The sequence below is a fragment of the uncultured Stenotrophomonas sp. genome, from assembly GCF_913778665.1.
In the GTDB taxonomy this organism is placed as follows: Bacteria; Pseudomonadota; Gammaproteobacteria; order Xanthomonadales; family Xanthomonadaceae; genus Stenotrophomonas.
This window is the reverse complement of record NZ_CAJYVQ010000002.1, coordinates 473,074-486,907: the sequence shown is the minus strand read 5'-3', so window position 1 is coordinate 486,907 and position 13,834 is coordinate 473,074. Positions and strand designations below refer to the sequence as shown.

The 13,834-nt window shown below is 67.6% G+C and carries 12 protein-coding genes; 7 read left to right on the top strand and 5 right to left on the bottom strand.

All coding sequences use genetic code 11. The annotated features are described in order from the left end of the window. Positions 1–2: 2 nt before the first annotated feature. On the bottom strand, positions 3–1,166 hold the full coding sequence (locus QZ853_RS03110) for a hypothetical protein (protein WP_295570644.1): 1,164 nt from the start codon (positions 1,164–1,166) through the stop codon (positions 3–5). A gap of 405 nt (positions 1,167–1,571) precedes the next feature. Between QZ853_RS03110 and QZ853_RS03105 the strand changes: the two genes are divergently transcribed. The 3 genes from QZ853_RS03105 (at position 1,572) to QZ853_RS03095 (ending at position 5,024) form a co-directional block, all read left to right on the top strand. Next, on the top strand, positions 1,572–3,050 hold the full coding sequence (locus tag QZ853_RS03105; RefSeq protein WP_295570642.1) for a DNA-3-methyladenine glycosylase 2: 1,479 nt from the start codon (positions 1,572–1,574) through the stop codon (positions 3,048–3,050). Beyond that, positions 3,047–3,538 carry a methylated-DNA--[protein]-cysteine S-methyltransferase gene (locus QZ853_RS03100; protein WP_295570639.1) on the top strand — a complete coding sequence of 164 codons (492 nt, stop codon included), beginning with the start codon at positions 3,047–3,049 and terminating at the stop codon, positions 3,536–3,538. Before QZ853_RS03105 ends, QZ853_RS03100 begins: the two co-directional genes overlap by 4 nt. 235 nt (positions 3,539–3,773) lie before the next feature. Beyond that, the gene (locus QZ853_RS03095) at positions 3,774–5,024 is read left to right on the top strand and encodes an ectonucleotide pyrophosphatase/phosphodiesterase (protein ID WP_295570637.1); all 1,251 of its coding nucleotides are present in this window, start codon (positions 3,774–3,776) and stop codon (positions 5,022–5,024) included. 130 nt (positions 5,025–5,154) lie between these two features. Here QZ853_RS03095 and QZ853_RS03090 read toward each other — a convergent pair whose 3' ends face one another. Together QZ853_RS03090 and QZ853_RS03085 are read right to left on the bottom strand one after the other, a co-directional pair. After that, on the bottom strand, positions 5,155–5,334 hold the full coding sequence (locus QZ853_RS03090) for a 30S ribosomal protein THX (RefSeq protein WP_010483110.1): 180 nt from the start codon (positions 5,332–5,334) through the stop codon (positions 5,155–5,157). Between the two features lie 110 nt (positions 5,335–5,444). Continuing rightward, positions 5,445–5,858 carry a MerC domain-containing protein gene (locus tag QZ853_RS03085; RefSeq protein ID WP_288415847.1) on the bottom strand — a complete coding sequence of 138 codons (414 nt, stop codon included), beginning with the start codon at positions 5,856–5,858 and terminating at the stop codon, positions 5,445–5,447. A gap of 135 nt (positions 5,859–5,993) precedes the next feature. Between QZ853_RS03085 and QZ853_RS03080 the strand changes: the two genes are divergently transcribed. The 4 genes from QZ853_RS03080 (at position 5,994) to QZ853_RS03065 (ending at position 11,762) form a co-directional block, all read left to right on the top strand. Beyond that, a complete protein-coding gene (locus tag QZ853_RS03080) occupies positions 5,994–8,195 on the top strand; it encodes a TonB-dependent receptor (RefSeq protein WP_295570634.1) in 2,202 nt (733 codons plus the stop codon). A 162-nt stretch (positions 8,196–8,357) separates the two neighbouring features. Then, positions 8,358–8,924 carry a TetR/AcrR family transcriptional regulator gene (locus QZ853_RS03075; RefSeq protein WP_295570633.1) on the top strand — a complete coding sequence of 189 codons (567 nt, stop codon included), beginning with the start codon at positions 8,358–8,360 and terminating at the stop codon, positions 8,922–8,924. Further along, on the top strand, positions 8,924–10,597 hold the full coding sequence (locus QZ853_RS03070; RefSeq protein WP_295570630.1) for an MFS transporter: 1,674 nt from the start codon (positions 8,924–8,926) through the stop codon (positions 10,595–10,597). The genes QZ853_RS03075 and QZ853_RS03070 overlap by 1 nt, the downstream gene beginning before the upstream one ends. Before the next feature lie 10 nt (positions 10,598–10,607). Next, entirely contained in the window at positions 10,608–11,762 is a 1,155-nt protein-coding gene (locus tag QZ853_RS03065; RefSeq protein ID WP_295570628.1) for an HlyD family secretion protein, read from the top strand. Between the two features lie 55 nt (positions 11,763–11,817). Here QZ853_RS03065 and QZ853_RS03060 read toward each other — a convergent pair whose 3' ends face one another. Together QZ853_RS03060 and gltX are read right to left on the bottom strand one after the other, a co-directional pair. Next, positions 11,818–12,309, bottom strand: a complete 492-nt coding sequence (locus QZ853_RS03060; protein ID WP_295570626.1) for a transcriptional repressor — start codon at positions 12,307–12,309, stop codon at positions 11,818–11,820. 34 nt (positions 12,310–12,343) lie between these two features. After that, a complete protein-coding gene (gltX, locus tag QZ853_RS03055; protein ID WP_295570623.1) occupies positions 12,344–13,747 on the bottom strand; it encodes a glutamate--tRNA ligase in 1,404 nt (467 codons plus the stop codon). Between the last annotated feature and the right edge of the window lie 87 nt (positions 13,748–13,834).

Here is a 13,834-nt window from a genome sequence, read left to right as displayed (position 1 = left end):
CGTCAGCGCGCGTTGGCGCTGCCTTCCACCGTGGCGGCATCGGCCTGCGCGGCAGGCGTGCCGGATTCTGCCGGCGCCTGTTCGGCCACCGGCGGCGGCTCCGACGGTGCCGGCGGCAGCGTTGCCACGTCGATCTCCGACAGCGGGCTTTCTTCCGGGCACACTGCATCCGGGAAACCGAAGCGCTGCTTCAGTGCCTGGCCGCAGCTGTTGATCGATTCCATGTCGGCGCCTTCGCGCTTGCACTGCTGGTCGAAGGCGATCAGGAACGCGTCCTTGCGCTGCACGAAATCATCGCCGCAGGCCCGCATCTGCTTGATCCGTTCCAGATCGTCCTGCACCGCGTTGGTGCCATCCAGGCCGTACTGGCGCAGCTCGTCCGCGGTCAGCAGGCGCAGGCTGCGGTTGGGCACGGTCATCATCAGATCAGCCACGCCCACCGCCACGCCGTTGCGCTGCAGGTAGTCCTTTACGTTGTCGTAGACCTCGTGCAGCTCGCGGTTGAGTTCTGCGCGCGAGGTGGCCTTGGAGCTGATGCGCATCATGCGGTGGATGCCGACCTTGCCTGACAACAGGCGGTTGTCACCGGCGGCCAGCACGAACACGCAGGCGCTGTGGCAGATCGAGCCTTCGCGCACCCAGATGGTCCAGCCCGATTCGCCGATGCTGTCGCCGGCCACGATCGCCGACTCCACCTGGCCACCGCTGGAGTCCAGGTCGAGGATGCGCTTGTGGATCTTCTGTTCGTCGGCAACCACGGCAAGACGCCACATCATCTCGGCGAAGCCCGGATTGATCTTGCCGGCGTAGCGCACGCGCATCAGTCCACGCTCGGCGCACGGCGCCAGCGCCTGGCTGACCTGATCGCGCTGCAGGCCTTCCAGCTCGATGCCGTCGCCCGCATCGCCGGCATACTCGGTGCTGCAGCTGATCCACGCGCGGCCATTCTCCAGCTGCGCCTGCGGCCACGGCCGATCCGCCTGGCTGCGCGGCGGCGCTGGCGGTGGCGGTGCATCGGCCGCATTGATCGACACCATGTTCTCGCCATCGCTGGCCGGCGCCCGCGCCGCCTTGTCGGCAGCAGTAACATTGCCCGGATTTTCCAGCTGGCTGCAGCCCGCCAGGGCCAGGCACAACAGGGGCAACCAGCGGAATTTGGCGGACATCGGCAACCGGTCTTCAGGGGAGCAAGGGCCACAGTCTACCCGTCCGCGCCACGCATTCAGCGCGTGGCACTGAACCCCTTCTGACCCTTGGGAAAGCGTGTCGAGCAAGGTCGACACCCGCCAACAGCAGCGCAGAACGCCGTTCCGACAGATCGCGGGCAACTGTCGAAGGCGGGATGGGTCCGGTTGCGGGGGCGTGAGCCGCATGGGTGCGGCGACCGAGCCTACATGGACGTATTTACGGCGCCCCCCCCGTAATCGGACCCGCCCCGCCATCCCACGGTTACCCGGCTTTTGACGTTGGTGTTGATTCGGTGGGTGCAGGGCTCAGCCCTGCCGCCCCCCGTCAGCATCCATGTCCGAATATGGCGAGTATCTCCCCCCGCCCCGCCCTAGACTGGCGCCATGGACACCGCCCTCGCCCTCGACACCGCCGCCTGTGACCGCGCCCGCCTGGCCCGTGACGCACGCTTCGACGGCGTGTTCTTCACCGCCGTGCGCAGCACCGGCATCTACTGCCGCCCGGTGTGCCCGGCGCCACCGCCGAAGGCGCGCAACATCACCTACTACCCCACCGCCGCCGCTGCCGCTGCCGCCGGTTACCGGCCGTGCCTGCGTTGCCGCCCAGAGCTGGCGCCGCAGGCCCAGCAGGCGCTCGCCGGGCAAGCCGTGCAGCGCGCGCTGGCACTCATCCAGGGTGGCTTCCTGCAGGAGCAGCCCGTTGCGGACCTGGCGCAGAAGATCGGGCTCAGCGCGCGTCAGCTGCAACGCTTGTTCGTCGAACACCTGGGCGCGACACCGGGGCAGATCCATGCCACCCATCGCCTGCTGCTGGCCAAGCAGCTGCTGACTGAGACCACGCTGCCAGTGACCGACGTGGCACTGGCAGCCGGCTACAACAGCCTGCGCCGCTTCAATACGGCGTTCCTGCAGGGCTGCGGCATGGCCCCGTCCGCGCTGCGCCGCCAGCATCAACCCTTGGCCGCCGACGATGGCGGCCTGGTGCTGCGCTTGGCGTACCGGCCACCGCTGGATTTCCCGCGCATGCTGGCCTTCCTGCGCAAGCGCAGCCTGCCGGGCATCGAACTGATCGGCGGAGACAGCTACCAGCGCGTGCTGGGCACACCCGAGCGCCCCACCCTGCTGCGCGTCACCGCCGACCCGAAGCGGCCGGAGCTGCACCTGCAGCTGGGTGCGGTCGATCCGCGCCTGATTCCGGACATTGTGCGCCGCGTGCGCCGCGTATTTGATCTGGATGCCGACCTGCAGCAGGTACATGCCGCGCTGGCCGAAGAACCGCTGCTGGCGCGAGGCATCGCCGAACGCCCCGGGCTGCGCGTTCCCGGTGGCTGGGATGGCTTCGAGGTCGGCGTACGCGCCGTGCTCGGCCAGCAGGTCAGCGTCGCTGCGGCCACCACCTTCGCCAGACGCCTGGTGGATGCCTACGGCGCGCACCTGCCGGGCATGCCGCCGGAATTCGACCGCCAGTTCCCGGCGCCGGAGATCCTGGCCGAAGCCCCACTGGAATCGATCGGACTGCCGCGCAGCCGTGCCGCCACGGTGCGTGCGCTGGCGGCCGCCTGTGCCAGTGGCCAACTCGACTTCGGGCCAGGCCAGGCGCTGCAGGACTTCGTTGCCCGCTGCGTGGCGCTGCCCGGCATCGGCCCGTGGACCGCGCAGTACATCGCCCTGCGTGGGCTCGGCCAGCCGGATGCGTTCCCCGCCGGCGACCTGGTGCTGCAGCAGGTCCTCGGTCACGCGCAGGGCGAGCGCCTGAGCGAACGCGCCACCGAAGCGCGCTCGCAGCCGTGGCGCCCGTGGCGCGCCTATGCCGTACTGCACCTGTGGCACCTGTCCGGCACCTTCGTTGGAGAATCGACATGACCCTGTTGTTCGACCGTTTCGACAGCCCGATCGGTGTGCTGACCATTGCCGGTGACGAACGCGGCCTGTCGCATGTGCTGTTCCCGGAAAACCGCCACCCGGCGCGCGGCCGCGATGACTGGCATTACGCGCCGGATGCACTGCCGGACGCCCGCGAGCAGCTGCTGCAGTTCCTGCATGGCGAACGCAGCCACTTCGACCTTGTGCTGGCGCCGCGGGGTACCCCGTTCCAGCTGCGCGTGTGGGAGGCGCTGGCGCTGATCCCGTTCGGACAGACCTGGAGCTACCTGCAGCTGGCGCAGCATCTTGGCCAGCCCAGCGCGACCCGCGCGGTGGGCGCAGCGAATGGCCGCAATCCACTGCCGATCATCCTGCCCTGCCATCGCGTGATCGGCAGCAACGGCGCGCTGACCGGTTTCGGCGGCGGGCTGGAAACCAAGGCCGCACTGCTGCGACTTGAGCAACGCCAGGCACCACTGTTCGCGTGAGAGTGCTGGCCGGGCGGCGTAATGCGTTGCCGTGGGTAGGTGTCGACCCTGGTCGACACGGCAGATCCACGACGTGCCTGGATGGAGGCATCAGGAACACGTCTGGAGAAATGCCCCCTTCCTGTTGGAGTGGGTGTGTCGACAGACGCGGGGCCAAGGAAGAATGCGCGGACACGCTGCGCGCTTTGGCGCAGCGTGTCTTGGGCCGGTCATTGCGCCGGATTATCATGCACGGATGACTTCCGTACGCCTGACCTGTTCGCTGGCGCTGCTGCTGCCATTGGCCGCCTGCACCACCGCGCCCGCCCCTTCCGCCTCCGCTCCCACCGCTGTCGTCGCGGCCGCGCCGCCGAAGCTGCTGCTGATCTCCATCGACGGCCTGCGCGCCGACGCGCTTGATCGCGGCCTGACCCCGAACCTGCAACGACTGATCGACGGCGGCGTACGTGCACGCTGGATGACACCGTCCTATCCGTCGCTGACCTTCCCCAACCACTACACCATCGTCACCGGCCTGCGCCCGGATCACCACGGCATCGTCAACAACAGCATGGACGATGCAGCACTGGGTCGTTTCGAACTGAGCAACCGCGACGCGGTCACCACCAGTGGCTGGTGGGGCGGTGAACCAATCTGGGTCGGCGCCGAGAACGTCGGCGTGCGCACCGCCACCACCTCGTGGCCGGGCAGCGAATCGGAGATCCGCGGTGTGCGCCCGAGCCAATGGCGCGTCTATGACGGCCAGGAGCCGCTGGAGCAGCGCGCCGGCATCGTCCTCGACTGGCTGGCACAGACCGACGCTGATGCGCCGCGCCTGACCACGCTGTACATGGAGCACGTGGACAAGGCCGGCCACCACTACGGTCCGGATTCGAAGCAGTACTCCGACGCCATCGTGCGTGCAGACCAGATCGTCGGCCAGGTGCTGGATGGCCTGCAGCAGCGCGGACTGGCGTCGACCACCAACGTGATCGTGGTGTCCGACCATGGCATGGCCAGCGTAGCCGACGGCCATGTCGTCGCGACCGAATCGATGGTCGATCCGGCCATCGCGCGCAATGTCAGCCAGGGCCAGTCGGTAGGCTTCGCGCCGATGCCGGGCCGCGAAGCGGAGGCTGAACGCGCCCTGCTCGGCCGCCACGCGCACTACCAGTGCTGGACCAAACAGGACCTGCCGCCGCGCTGGCACTATGGCACGCATCCGCGCGTTCCGCCGATCGTCTGCGCCATGGACGAAGGCTGGGATGCACTGCATCGTGACAGGATCGCCCAGCGCACCAAGCAGGACCGTGGCTCGCACGGCTATGACAACGCCTTGCCGTCGATGCGTGCGGTATTCGTGGCCGGCGGCCCGTCGTTCCGTCAAGGACTGGTGATCGACGGGTTCGACAACGTCGATGTCTATCCGCTGCTGGCCCACCTGCTGCAGGTGCCGGCTGCACCGAATGACGGCAATGCGGACACGCTGAAAAAGACCCTGCGTTGATTCCGTTGTAGAGCCGGGCTCACGCTCGGCTGCATTGCGCCCACCGAACATGGGCTCGGCTCTGCAAAAGCGCGCATAAAAAAACGCGGCGCCAGGCGCCGCGTTTTCCTCGGACTCATCACCGGCCGGATCAGGCCTTGGCGACGGTCTTCTTCGCCACAGCCTTCTTCGCCGGAGCCTTGGCCACGGTCTTCTTGGCAACCGGGGCGGCGGCGCCTACGGCGACCTTGCTCGCGGTGTGCGAACGGGCGTTGCCGTAGCTGGCGTTGTAACGCTTGCCCTTGGCGGTCTTGCGGTCACCCTTACCCATGTCTTCAACTCCTCAAGTGTGAAATCTGGTTACCCCGTACTGACACGGGTTCGGCGGGGCCGCCTTGCTGGGCGCCCCCGCGCACGATCGAAAATCCTATCACGGAGCGCCTAGTGCGCGCAGCTGGCGTCGTGGACGTGGCCGTGGTTGAGGCGCAGGTTGACCAGATGAGCGACCCCCACCAGCAGGCCACCAATGGTCATCACCACCGCATGCGGCACCGCGTTGTGGTGCAGCGGGTCGTACAGCACGCCGGCCCACAACGCGACCAGCCCGGGAATCAGGAAGCCCAGCGCACGCAGCGCGCCATGGCGGCGGTAGCCCCAGACCAGGCTGAACAGCCCCAGCAGGGTCACGAACAGCACCAGCGCCTGCTCCACGCCATCGCTCAGCCAGAACGACAGGCCCAGCGAGGGCGCCGCCGCCAGCAATACGGGAATCACCGCGCAATGCACGGCGCACAGCATCGAACCGGTGGCGCCGAAACGGTCGAGCAGGTGGCGCAGGCGAGAGGACAGGGACATGACTTCCAGCAGGGTCGGCGAATCGTTATGGAATAATATAACATCCGTTCCCGACCCGCACGGTCTCCCTCCCCCTCTTTCAACGACGGGATTCGTGCGCCCCGATATTGATACAATGTAACAAAGGACCTGCCCATGCCCGCCCACACCCCGCGGTTGAAGCCGCATTCCCTCGCCCTGGCCCTCGCCGCCCTGCTGCCGTCGGTCGCCTTTGCAGCCGGCGATGAGACGACGCATCGTGACCGCCACCTGACCGAGCTGTCGTCGGTGCAGGTGACCGCCTCGCCACTGCAGGGCGATGCCGAATCGCTGGCACGACCGGTCGACGTCCTCGCCGGCGAACGCCTGGACGAGCAGAAGGCCGGCACCCTCGGTGATACCGTGGCCAAGCTGCCTGGCGTGCAGAGCACGTTCTTCGGCCCCGGCGTCGGTCGCCCGATCATCCGCGGCCAGGAAGGCCCGCGCGTCGCCGTGCTGTCCAACGGCATGGGCAACATGGATGCGTCCACCGTCAGCGCCGACCACGCGACCAGCATCGAACCTTTCCTGGCCGACCAGATCGAAGTGCTGAAGGGCCCGGCCACGCTGCTGTTCGGCAGCGGTGCCATCGGTGGCGCGGTCAACGTGGTCGATGGCCGCATCGCGCGCGAGCTGCCGGAGCGCCCGCTCAGCGGCCGCGCCGAGCTGCGTGGCAATTCGGTGAACAACGAACGCAGCGGCATGTTCCGCCTCGATGGCGTCAGCGGCAATGTCGTGCTGCACGTCGACGGTCTGGTGCGCAACGGCGACGACTACCGCATCCCCGGCTATGCGGTGATCGACAGCCTGGAAGATCATCACGACCACGATCATGACCACGATGCGGCCGAGGGTGAAGAACCGCGCCGTGGCCGCCTGGACAACAGCTCCATCCGTACCCGCGCCGGTGGCGTCGGCGCCACCTGGCTGGGCGACGGTGGCTACTTCGGCGTGTCGGCCAGCACCTACCGCACCAACTACGGCATTCCCAACGGCGCCCATGTGCACGCCGACGGCAACGATCACGGCCATGACCACGATCACGATCATGGCGACGAGGAAGAAGGCGACGAGCATGACGTGCGCATCGACATGGTGCAGAACCGCTTCGAAACCAAGGGCGGCATCTACAACCCGGTCTCGTTCCTGAAGAACATCAACGCGCGCGTGGCCTACACCGACTACGAACACGTGGAGCTGGAGGCCGGCACGCCGTCGACCCGCTTCACCAACCGCGGCATCGAGGCGCGCGTGGAAGCGGTGCAGCAGCAGATCGGCGGCTGGGACGGCGCCTTCGGCGTGCAGTTTGGCAACAGTGATTTCGGCGCCAAGGGCGAGGAGGCGTTCGTACCGGATACCAGCACGAAGAACATCGGCCTGTTCGTGCTGCAGGAAAAGCAGTTCGGCCCGTTCAAGCTGGAACTGGGCGGCCGCCACGACCAGGTCAAGCTGGACCCGACCGGTGACTACCGTCGCCGCACCTTCGGCGCCACCAACCTGTCGGCGGCCGGCATCTGGAAGCTCAACGACGCAGTCGACCTGCGCATCGGCGTGGACAGCTCCGAGCGTGCACCGACCAACGAAGAGCTGTACGCCGCCGGCGCGCACATTGCCACTCGTTCGCTGGAAATCGGCGACGGCAACCTGAAGACCGAGCGTGGCCAGCGCGTCGAGCTAGGCATCCACACCCACAGCGAGCGCCTGGACTTCTCGGCGTCGGTCTACCAGACCAAGTTCAAGGACTTCATCTACCTGGCCGACACCGGCGTTACCGAGGGCCTGCCGGTTCGTGCCTGGACCCAGCAGGACGCGGTATTCCGCGGTGCCGAAGCCGAAGCGCTGGTGCACCTGTTCGAGGGTGGCGCCGGTGACTGGGATCTGCGCCTGTTCGGTGACTACGTGAAGGCCAAGCTGGATGGCAGCGGCAGCCGCAACCTGGACATCGCCGTGCCGCATGGCGACCACAACCACAACTACAGCGTGGAGCTGGCCAATACCGGTTACCTGCCGCGCATCGCCCCGGCCCGCGTCGGCGCCGACCTGCGCTGGTCGAAGGACGGTTGGCGCGCCTCGGTCGGTGCGGTGCGTTACAGCCGCCAGAAGGACGTGGCGCAGAACGAGGAGCCGAGCAACGGCTATACCCTGGTCGACGCGCACCTGGCCTACCGTTGGGATCGCAACGCCAGCAACAGCTATGAGGTGTTCCTGGACGGCAGCAACCTGACCAACCGCGAAGTCCGTCCGCATACCTCGCTGCTGCGCGACTACTCGCCGCTGCCGGGCCGTGGTGTCGCATTCGGCATCCGCGCGTTCTTCTGATCGCGCAGGGCGGGTCGGATTCCACGGGGGCCTTCGGGCCCCCGTTCTCGTTTTGGCCGGACCCATCACGCAGGCGTCACAAAGATGTGCGTACGACAACAACCGGACAATCCCGTCACTCAGTGTCTCGCCAACCGGACATTAATGTCCGAAAATGATGCCATGACCGCCCAACGCGCCGATGCCGCTGCCCGCCGTGCCCTCATCCTCGACGCCGCCGATCATGTGTTCGGCCAACACGGCGTTACTGCTCCGCTGGACCTGGTGGTCGAACGCGCCCAGGTGGGCCGCGCCACCCTGTACCGCAACTTCCCCGACCGCACCGCGCTGATCCAGGCCCTGCTGCAGCGCACGGTCGACCGCATCCGGCGCCAAGTCGAACAGCTCGGCGACCGCGACGATGCCCTGTTCGAGGTGTTCGAGGGCATGGCCCAGCGCATCATCGATTCGCCGGCACTGGCCGATTACTGGCGCGCGGTCGATTCGGACGTGCCGGCCATGCGCAGCGCGCGCGAGACCGTGCGCGACCTGCTGGAAGCGCCGATCGCACGCGCCAAGGCCGCCGGCCTGTGCCGCCCCGATCTGGAGAAGACGGATATTTCACTGATCTCCGGCATGCTGGGTGCGGCCCTGCGCGGCAAGACCCGCGATGAGCGCGCCCAGTTGGCCGGGCGCGCCCTGCAGCTGCTGCGCGGCGGCCTCCAGGGAGAACCCAGCGAGGCCCGTTGATGGTCCAGCCGTACCTGAAGCCGGTTCCGGATTGGGAGGAGCACGAGAAGCCGACCATGCCCGGTTCGGCGTCAATGCCCTGGCACCCGCCGCACCGACGCGCAGCCTATGCACTGGTGTCGCTGCTGGTGGCGATCACCGGCGGTCTCGGCAACGCGCTGGTCACCGCCAACCTGCCGTTCCTGCAGGGCCAGCTGGCGCTGACCCCGACCCAGGGCAGCTGGCTGGTGGCGGCCTACGCGATGGTGAATGTCACCGCCAACCTGCTGGCCTTCAAGTTCCGCCAGCAGTACGGCATCCGCCTGTTCGCCGAGATCGGCCTGGGCCTGTACGCAGCGCTGGCGGTGCTGCACCTGTTCGTCGGCAGCTTCGAGACCACGATGCTGACCCGTGCCGCCAGCGGCTTCGCCGGCGCGGCCTGTTCGACGCTGGGCACGCTGTACATGCTGCAAGCGCTGCCGCGTCGCTTTACCGGCAACCTGCTGGTGGTCGGCGTCGGCCTTTCGCAGCTGGCGGTGCCGATTGCCTGGATTGTCTCGCCGGAGCTGGTCGATACCGGCCAGTGGCACCAGCTGTACTCGTTCGAGGCGGGCCTGGCGCTGTGCGCGTTCGCTGCCGTGGTGGTGCTGAAACTCCCGCCGGGCATCCAGGTGAAGGCGTTCGAGCCGCTGGATTTCCTGACCTTCGCGCTGCTCGCGCCGGCGGTGGCGCTGCTGGTGATCGTGCTCGCGCAGGGCTACACACGCTGGTGGCTCAACACGCCTTGGCTGGGCTGGGCGTTGATCGCTTCGATCGCGCTGTCGACCACGGCCTTCATCATCGAACACTACCGGCGCAATCCGCTGCTGCAGACGCGCTGGCTGGCCAGCCTGCCGGTGCTGCACTTCATCGTCGGCGCGTTCCTGATCCGCTTCCTCACCACCGAGCAGTCCTACGGCGTGGTCAACCTGATGCGCACGCTGGGCATGGGTCCGGACCAGCTGCGGCCACTGTTCGTGGTGATCCTGGCCGGCGTGATCACCGGCATCGCCGGCACCGCACTGACCTTCGGCCCGAAGCGGCTGATTCCGCAGCTGCTGATGGCGATCCTGCTGCTGGGCGCCGCCGCGCTCTTCGACCAGCACCGTACCAGCCAGGACCGCCCGCAGGATTTCTTCGTCAGCCAGTTCCTGGCGTCGGTTGGCGCTGGCATGTTCATGGGGCCGCTGATCATGCTCGGCATTTCCGCCGCGCTGAAACAGGGCGTGGACCACATGATCACCTTCCTGGTGACACTGTCGATCACCCAGACCCTCGGCGGGCTGGCCGGTTCGGCGGTGCTGGGTACTTTCCAGCTGCATCGTGAACAGCTGTATTCCAGCGCGCTGACCAGCCAGCTCGACCCGGCCGATCCGGTGGTAGCGCAGCGCCTGCGCATCCAGCAGCAGCTGTATGCCGCGCAGATCACCGACCCGGTGCTGCGCAGTGCACAGGGCAGCGCACAGCTGGCGCAGACCGCGCGCCGCGAAGCCAACGTGCGTGGCTTCAATGATGTGTTCACCCTGAGCGGCTGGCTGGCGATCGGCTTCCTGTGCTGGTTGCTGCTGCTGTCGCTGCGCACCGCCGTGCTCAAGCAATGGCGCAAGCGCCATTCCATCTCCCCTGCTGCGGCCACGCCATCCGCCCCCCGTTGAGTCCACTGCCATGCCTCCGGTTCCGCCCCGCCCCGACGACACCGACGACGTCACCCCACCGCCACCGACCGACGCCGCCCCCGCCCCGACCCCGATCGAACCGGCCGTGGCGCCGAAGTACCTCAAGCCCAGCGCGCGCAGCGTGGTGGTGATGGTGGTGGTGGCGTTGCTGGGCATTGCGCTGATCCTGCGCGCCTGGCACCTATGGCCGTTCACCAGCAGCGTGATGGTCACCGACAACGCCTATGTGCGCGGGCAGATCACGGTGATGGCACCACAGGTGAACGGCTACGTGACCGAGGTGCTGGTGAAGGATTTCCAGCACGTGAAGAAGGATGAGCCGTTGCTGCGCATCGATGACCGCATCTACAAGCAGCGTGTTTCGCAGGCGCAGGCCACGCTCGACAGCGCGCGTGCGGCGCTGGCCAATTCGGACCAGTCGCAGGCTCAGAACCGTGCACAGATCGCCTCCGTCCACGCGACCCTGGCGGCCGGCCAGGCCGAGCTGCAGCGCTCGCGCAACGAGGCCCGGCGCTACGAGCAACTGGCCGCACAGCAGCTGGTGTCGGTCAATGACCGCGACAAGTTCCGGACCAGCCAGGCCGCGGCGCAGGCCAGCGTGCAGCAGGCACAGGCGCAGATCCGCATCGCCGAGGAATCCCTGGTCTCGACCCAGGTCGCGCGCAAGAGCCTGGAAGCCCAGGTGGAGAGTGCGCAGGCGCAGCTGGAGCTGGCCCGCATCGATCTGGCCAACACCGTGATCCATGCGCCGCGCGACGGCCAGATCAGCGAGGCGAGCGTGCGCGTAGGCCAGTACGTGGCGGCCGGTTCGCAGCTACTGTTCCTGGTGCCGGACGCGCTGTGGGTGGTGGCCAACTTCAAGGAAGGCCAGACCTGGAAGATGCGCATCGGCCAGCCGGCAACGTTTGCGGTGGATGCGTTCCAGGGCCAGGTGCTGCGCGGCCATGTCGAGCAGATCGCGCCGGCGACCGGCTCGGAATTCAGCGTGCTGCGCCCGGACAACGCCAGCGGCAACTTTACCAAGGTGGTGCAGCGGCTGCCGATCCGGATATCGATCGATCCGGGGCAGGATCTGGCCGCACGGCTGCGGCCCGGGATGTCGGTGATCGCGCGGGTGGATACGCGCTCCAAGCCGATGGACTAGCCTGCGGGCAGGTGGACTCGGCCCGCTGGACTCTGCTCTCCCCTGCCCCTCGCGCTCAGCTCGCGCAGCGCGCGCAGAGCCCGTGCACTTCCAGCGTCTGCGCCTGCGGCTGGAAGCCCAGCTCCTTGGCGCGCTTTTCCAGCTGGGTGACGATCTCGCGGTCTTCCAGCTCCACCGCGCTGTGGCAGCTGTTGCAGATCAGGAACGGCACCGAATGCGCTGCGCTGCTGGGGTGATGGCACGCTACGAATGCGTTCACCGACTCCAGCTTGTGCACGAAGCCGTTGGCCATCAGGAAGTCCAGCGCGCGGTACACGGTGGGCGGGGCATCAGCGCCCACGCCCTTGCCGTTGCGTACCCACTCCAGCAGCTCGTAGGCCTTGACCGGCTTGCCGGCCTCGGCGATCAGCTTCAACACATTGGCGCGGATCGGAGTCAGGCGCAGCCCGCGTTCGCGCGAGACGCGCTCGACCACCGCCACGAAATCCGATGCGTCATGGACGTGGTGGTGCGGGGCCGTACAGGCAGTGGCGGTCTTGGCGGGCATGCGTGTTCTCCGGTTCGGGCCTGGCAAGGATGCCTCAGGCCGTTGCTACCTTGGTGATGGCCACATCGATGCGTTTCAAGGCCTGCTCGCGACCGGCCAGGTACACGGTATGGGAAATGTCAGGGCTGACCTGGGTGCCGGTGATGGCCACGCGCAGCGGCTGGGCAACCTTGCCCATGCCCATTTCCAGGGCGGCAGCGGCATCGTGCAGGGCCACGCCCACGGCTTCGGCGGTCCACTCCGGCAGGGCCGCCAGCAGCTCGCGGGCCTTGCCCAGCGGCAGCTCGGCGCCGGCCTTGAGGTGCTTGGCCACGGCTGCCTCGTCGTACTCGGTCAGCGGCTGGTACCAGACCACGGCCTTCTCGGCCATTTCCTTCAGGGTCTGCACGCGCTCGCGCAGGGCGATCACCACATCCAGCGGGGCCGGGCCTGCGGCCACGTCCAAGCCCAGCTTTTCCAGCTGGTAGACCAGGTGCGGCACGATGCTGGCCGGCTCTTCGGTCTTCAGGAAGTGCTGGTTGACCCAGCCCAGTTTGGCCATGTCCAGGCGCGAGGCCTTGGAATTGCAGTTGGTCACGTCGAACAGCTCGATCAGTTCCTGGCGGCTGAACAGCTCCTGGTCACCGTGCGACCAGCCCAGCCGGGCCAGGTAGCTCAGCAGCGCGTCGGGCAGGTAACCGGCGTCCTTGTACTGCATCACGTCGGCCGCGCCGGTGCGCTTGGACAGCTTGGCGCCCTGCTCGTCCAGGATCATCGGCATGTGGCCGAACTTCGGCACCGGGGCGCCGATGCCTTCGTACAGGTTGATCTGGCGCGGGGTGTTGTTGATGTGGTCGTCGCCGCGGATGACCTCGGTGATGCCCATGTCCCAGTCGTCCACCACCACCGCGAAGTTGTAGGTGGGGTAGCCATCCGGGCGGAAGATGACCATGTCATCCAGCTCGCTGTTGGCGATCTCGATGCGGCCCTTGATCAGGTCGTCGAACACCACCGTGCCTTCCAGCGGGTTCTTGAAGCGGATCACGCGGTTCGGGTCGTCCTTGCGCGGCAGGCCCAGGTCACGCGCGGCGCCGTTGTAGCGCGGCTTTTCCTGCTTGGCCATGGCGGCCTCGCGCATGGCATCCAGCTCTTCCTTGGTCTCGTAGGCGTAGTACGCCTTGCCGTCGGCCACCAGCTGCTCGGCCACTTCCAGGTAACGGGCCACGCGGTCGGTCTGATAGATCGGGCCGACGTCGTAGTCCAGGCCCAGCCAGTCCATTGCCTCCAGGATCGCGTCGATCGCGCCCTGGGTGCTGCGTTCACGGTCGGTGTCCTCGATGCGCAGCACGAATTCGCCGCCGCGGTGGCGGGCCTCCAGCCAGCAGTACAGCGCAGTGCGGGCACCACCGATGTGCAGGTAGCCGGTGGGACTGGGGGCGAAGCGGGTGCGGCAGGTCATGGACGGCTCGAGGAACGGGAATCCGCCGATTTTACCACCAGCCCGGAAAGGCAAGCAGGGGCCGGTGCGCCCGGCCCCTGCCGCCCG

Excerpts from the sequence above, each read along its gene's own strand:
- QZ853_RS03110 (WP_295570644.1), bottom strand. The coding sequence starts at position 1,166 with ATGTCCGCCAAATTCCGCTGGTTGCCCCTGTTGTGCCTGGCCCTGGCG.
- QZ853_RS03105 (WP_295570642.1), top strand. The coding sequence starts at position 1,572 with ATGGACACCGCCCTCGCCCTCGACACCGCCGCCTGTGACCGCGCCCGC.
- QZ853_RS03100 (WP_295570639.1), top strand. The coding sequence starts at position 3,047 with ATGACCCTGTTGTTCGACCGTTTCGACAGCCCGATCGGTGTGCTGACC.
- QZ853_RS03095 (WP_295570637.1), top strand. The coding sequence starts at position 3,774 with ATGACTTCCGTACGCCTGACCTGTTCGCTGGCGCTGCTGCTGCCATTG.
- QZ853_RS03090 (WP_010483110.1), bottom strand. The coding sequence starts at position 5,334 with ATGGGTAAGGGTGACCGCAAGACCGCCAAGGGCAAGCGTTACAACGCC.
- QZ853_RS03085 (WP_288415847.1), bottom strand. The coding sequence starts at position 5,858 with ATGTCCCTGTCCTCTCGCCTGCGCCACCTGCTCGACCGTTTCGGCGCC.
- QZ853_RS03080 (WP_295570634.1), top strand. The coding sequence starts at position 5,994 with ATGCCCGCCCACACCCCGCGGTTGAAGCCGCATTCCCTCGCCCTGGCC.
- QZ853_RS03075 (WP_295570633.1), top strand. The coding sequence starts at position 8,358 with ATGACCGCCCAACGCGCCGATGCCGCTGCCCGCCGTGCCCTCATCCTC.
- QZ853_RS03070 (WP_295570630.1), top strand. The coding sequence starts at position 8,924 with ATGGTCCAGCCGTACCTGAAGCCGGTTCCGGATTGGGAGGAGCACGAG.
- QZ853_RS03065 (WP_295570628.1), top strand. The coding sequence starts at position 10,608 with ATGCCTCCGGTTCCGCCCCGCCCCGACGACACCGACGACGTCACCCCA.
- QZ853_RS03060 (WP_295570626.1), bottom strand. The coding sequence starts at position 12,309 with ATGCCCGCCAAGACCGCCACTGCCTGTACGGCCCCGCACCACCACGTC.
- gltX (WP_295570623.1), bottom strand. The coding sequence starts at position 13,747 with ATGACCTGCCGCACCCGCTTCGCCCCCAGTCCCACCGGCTACCTGCAC.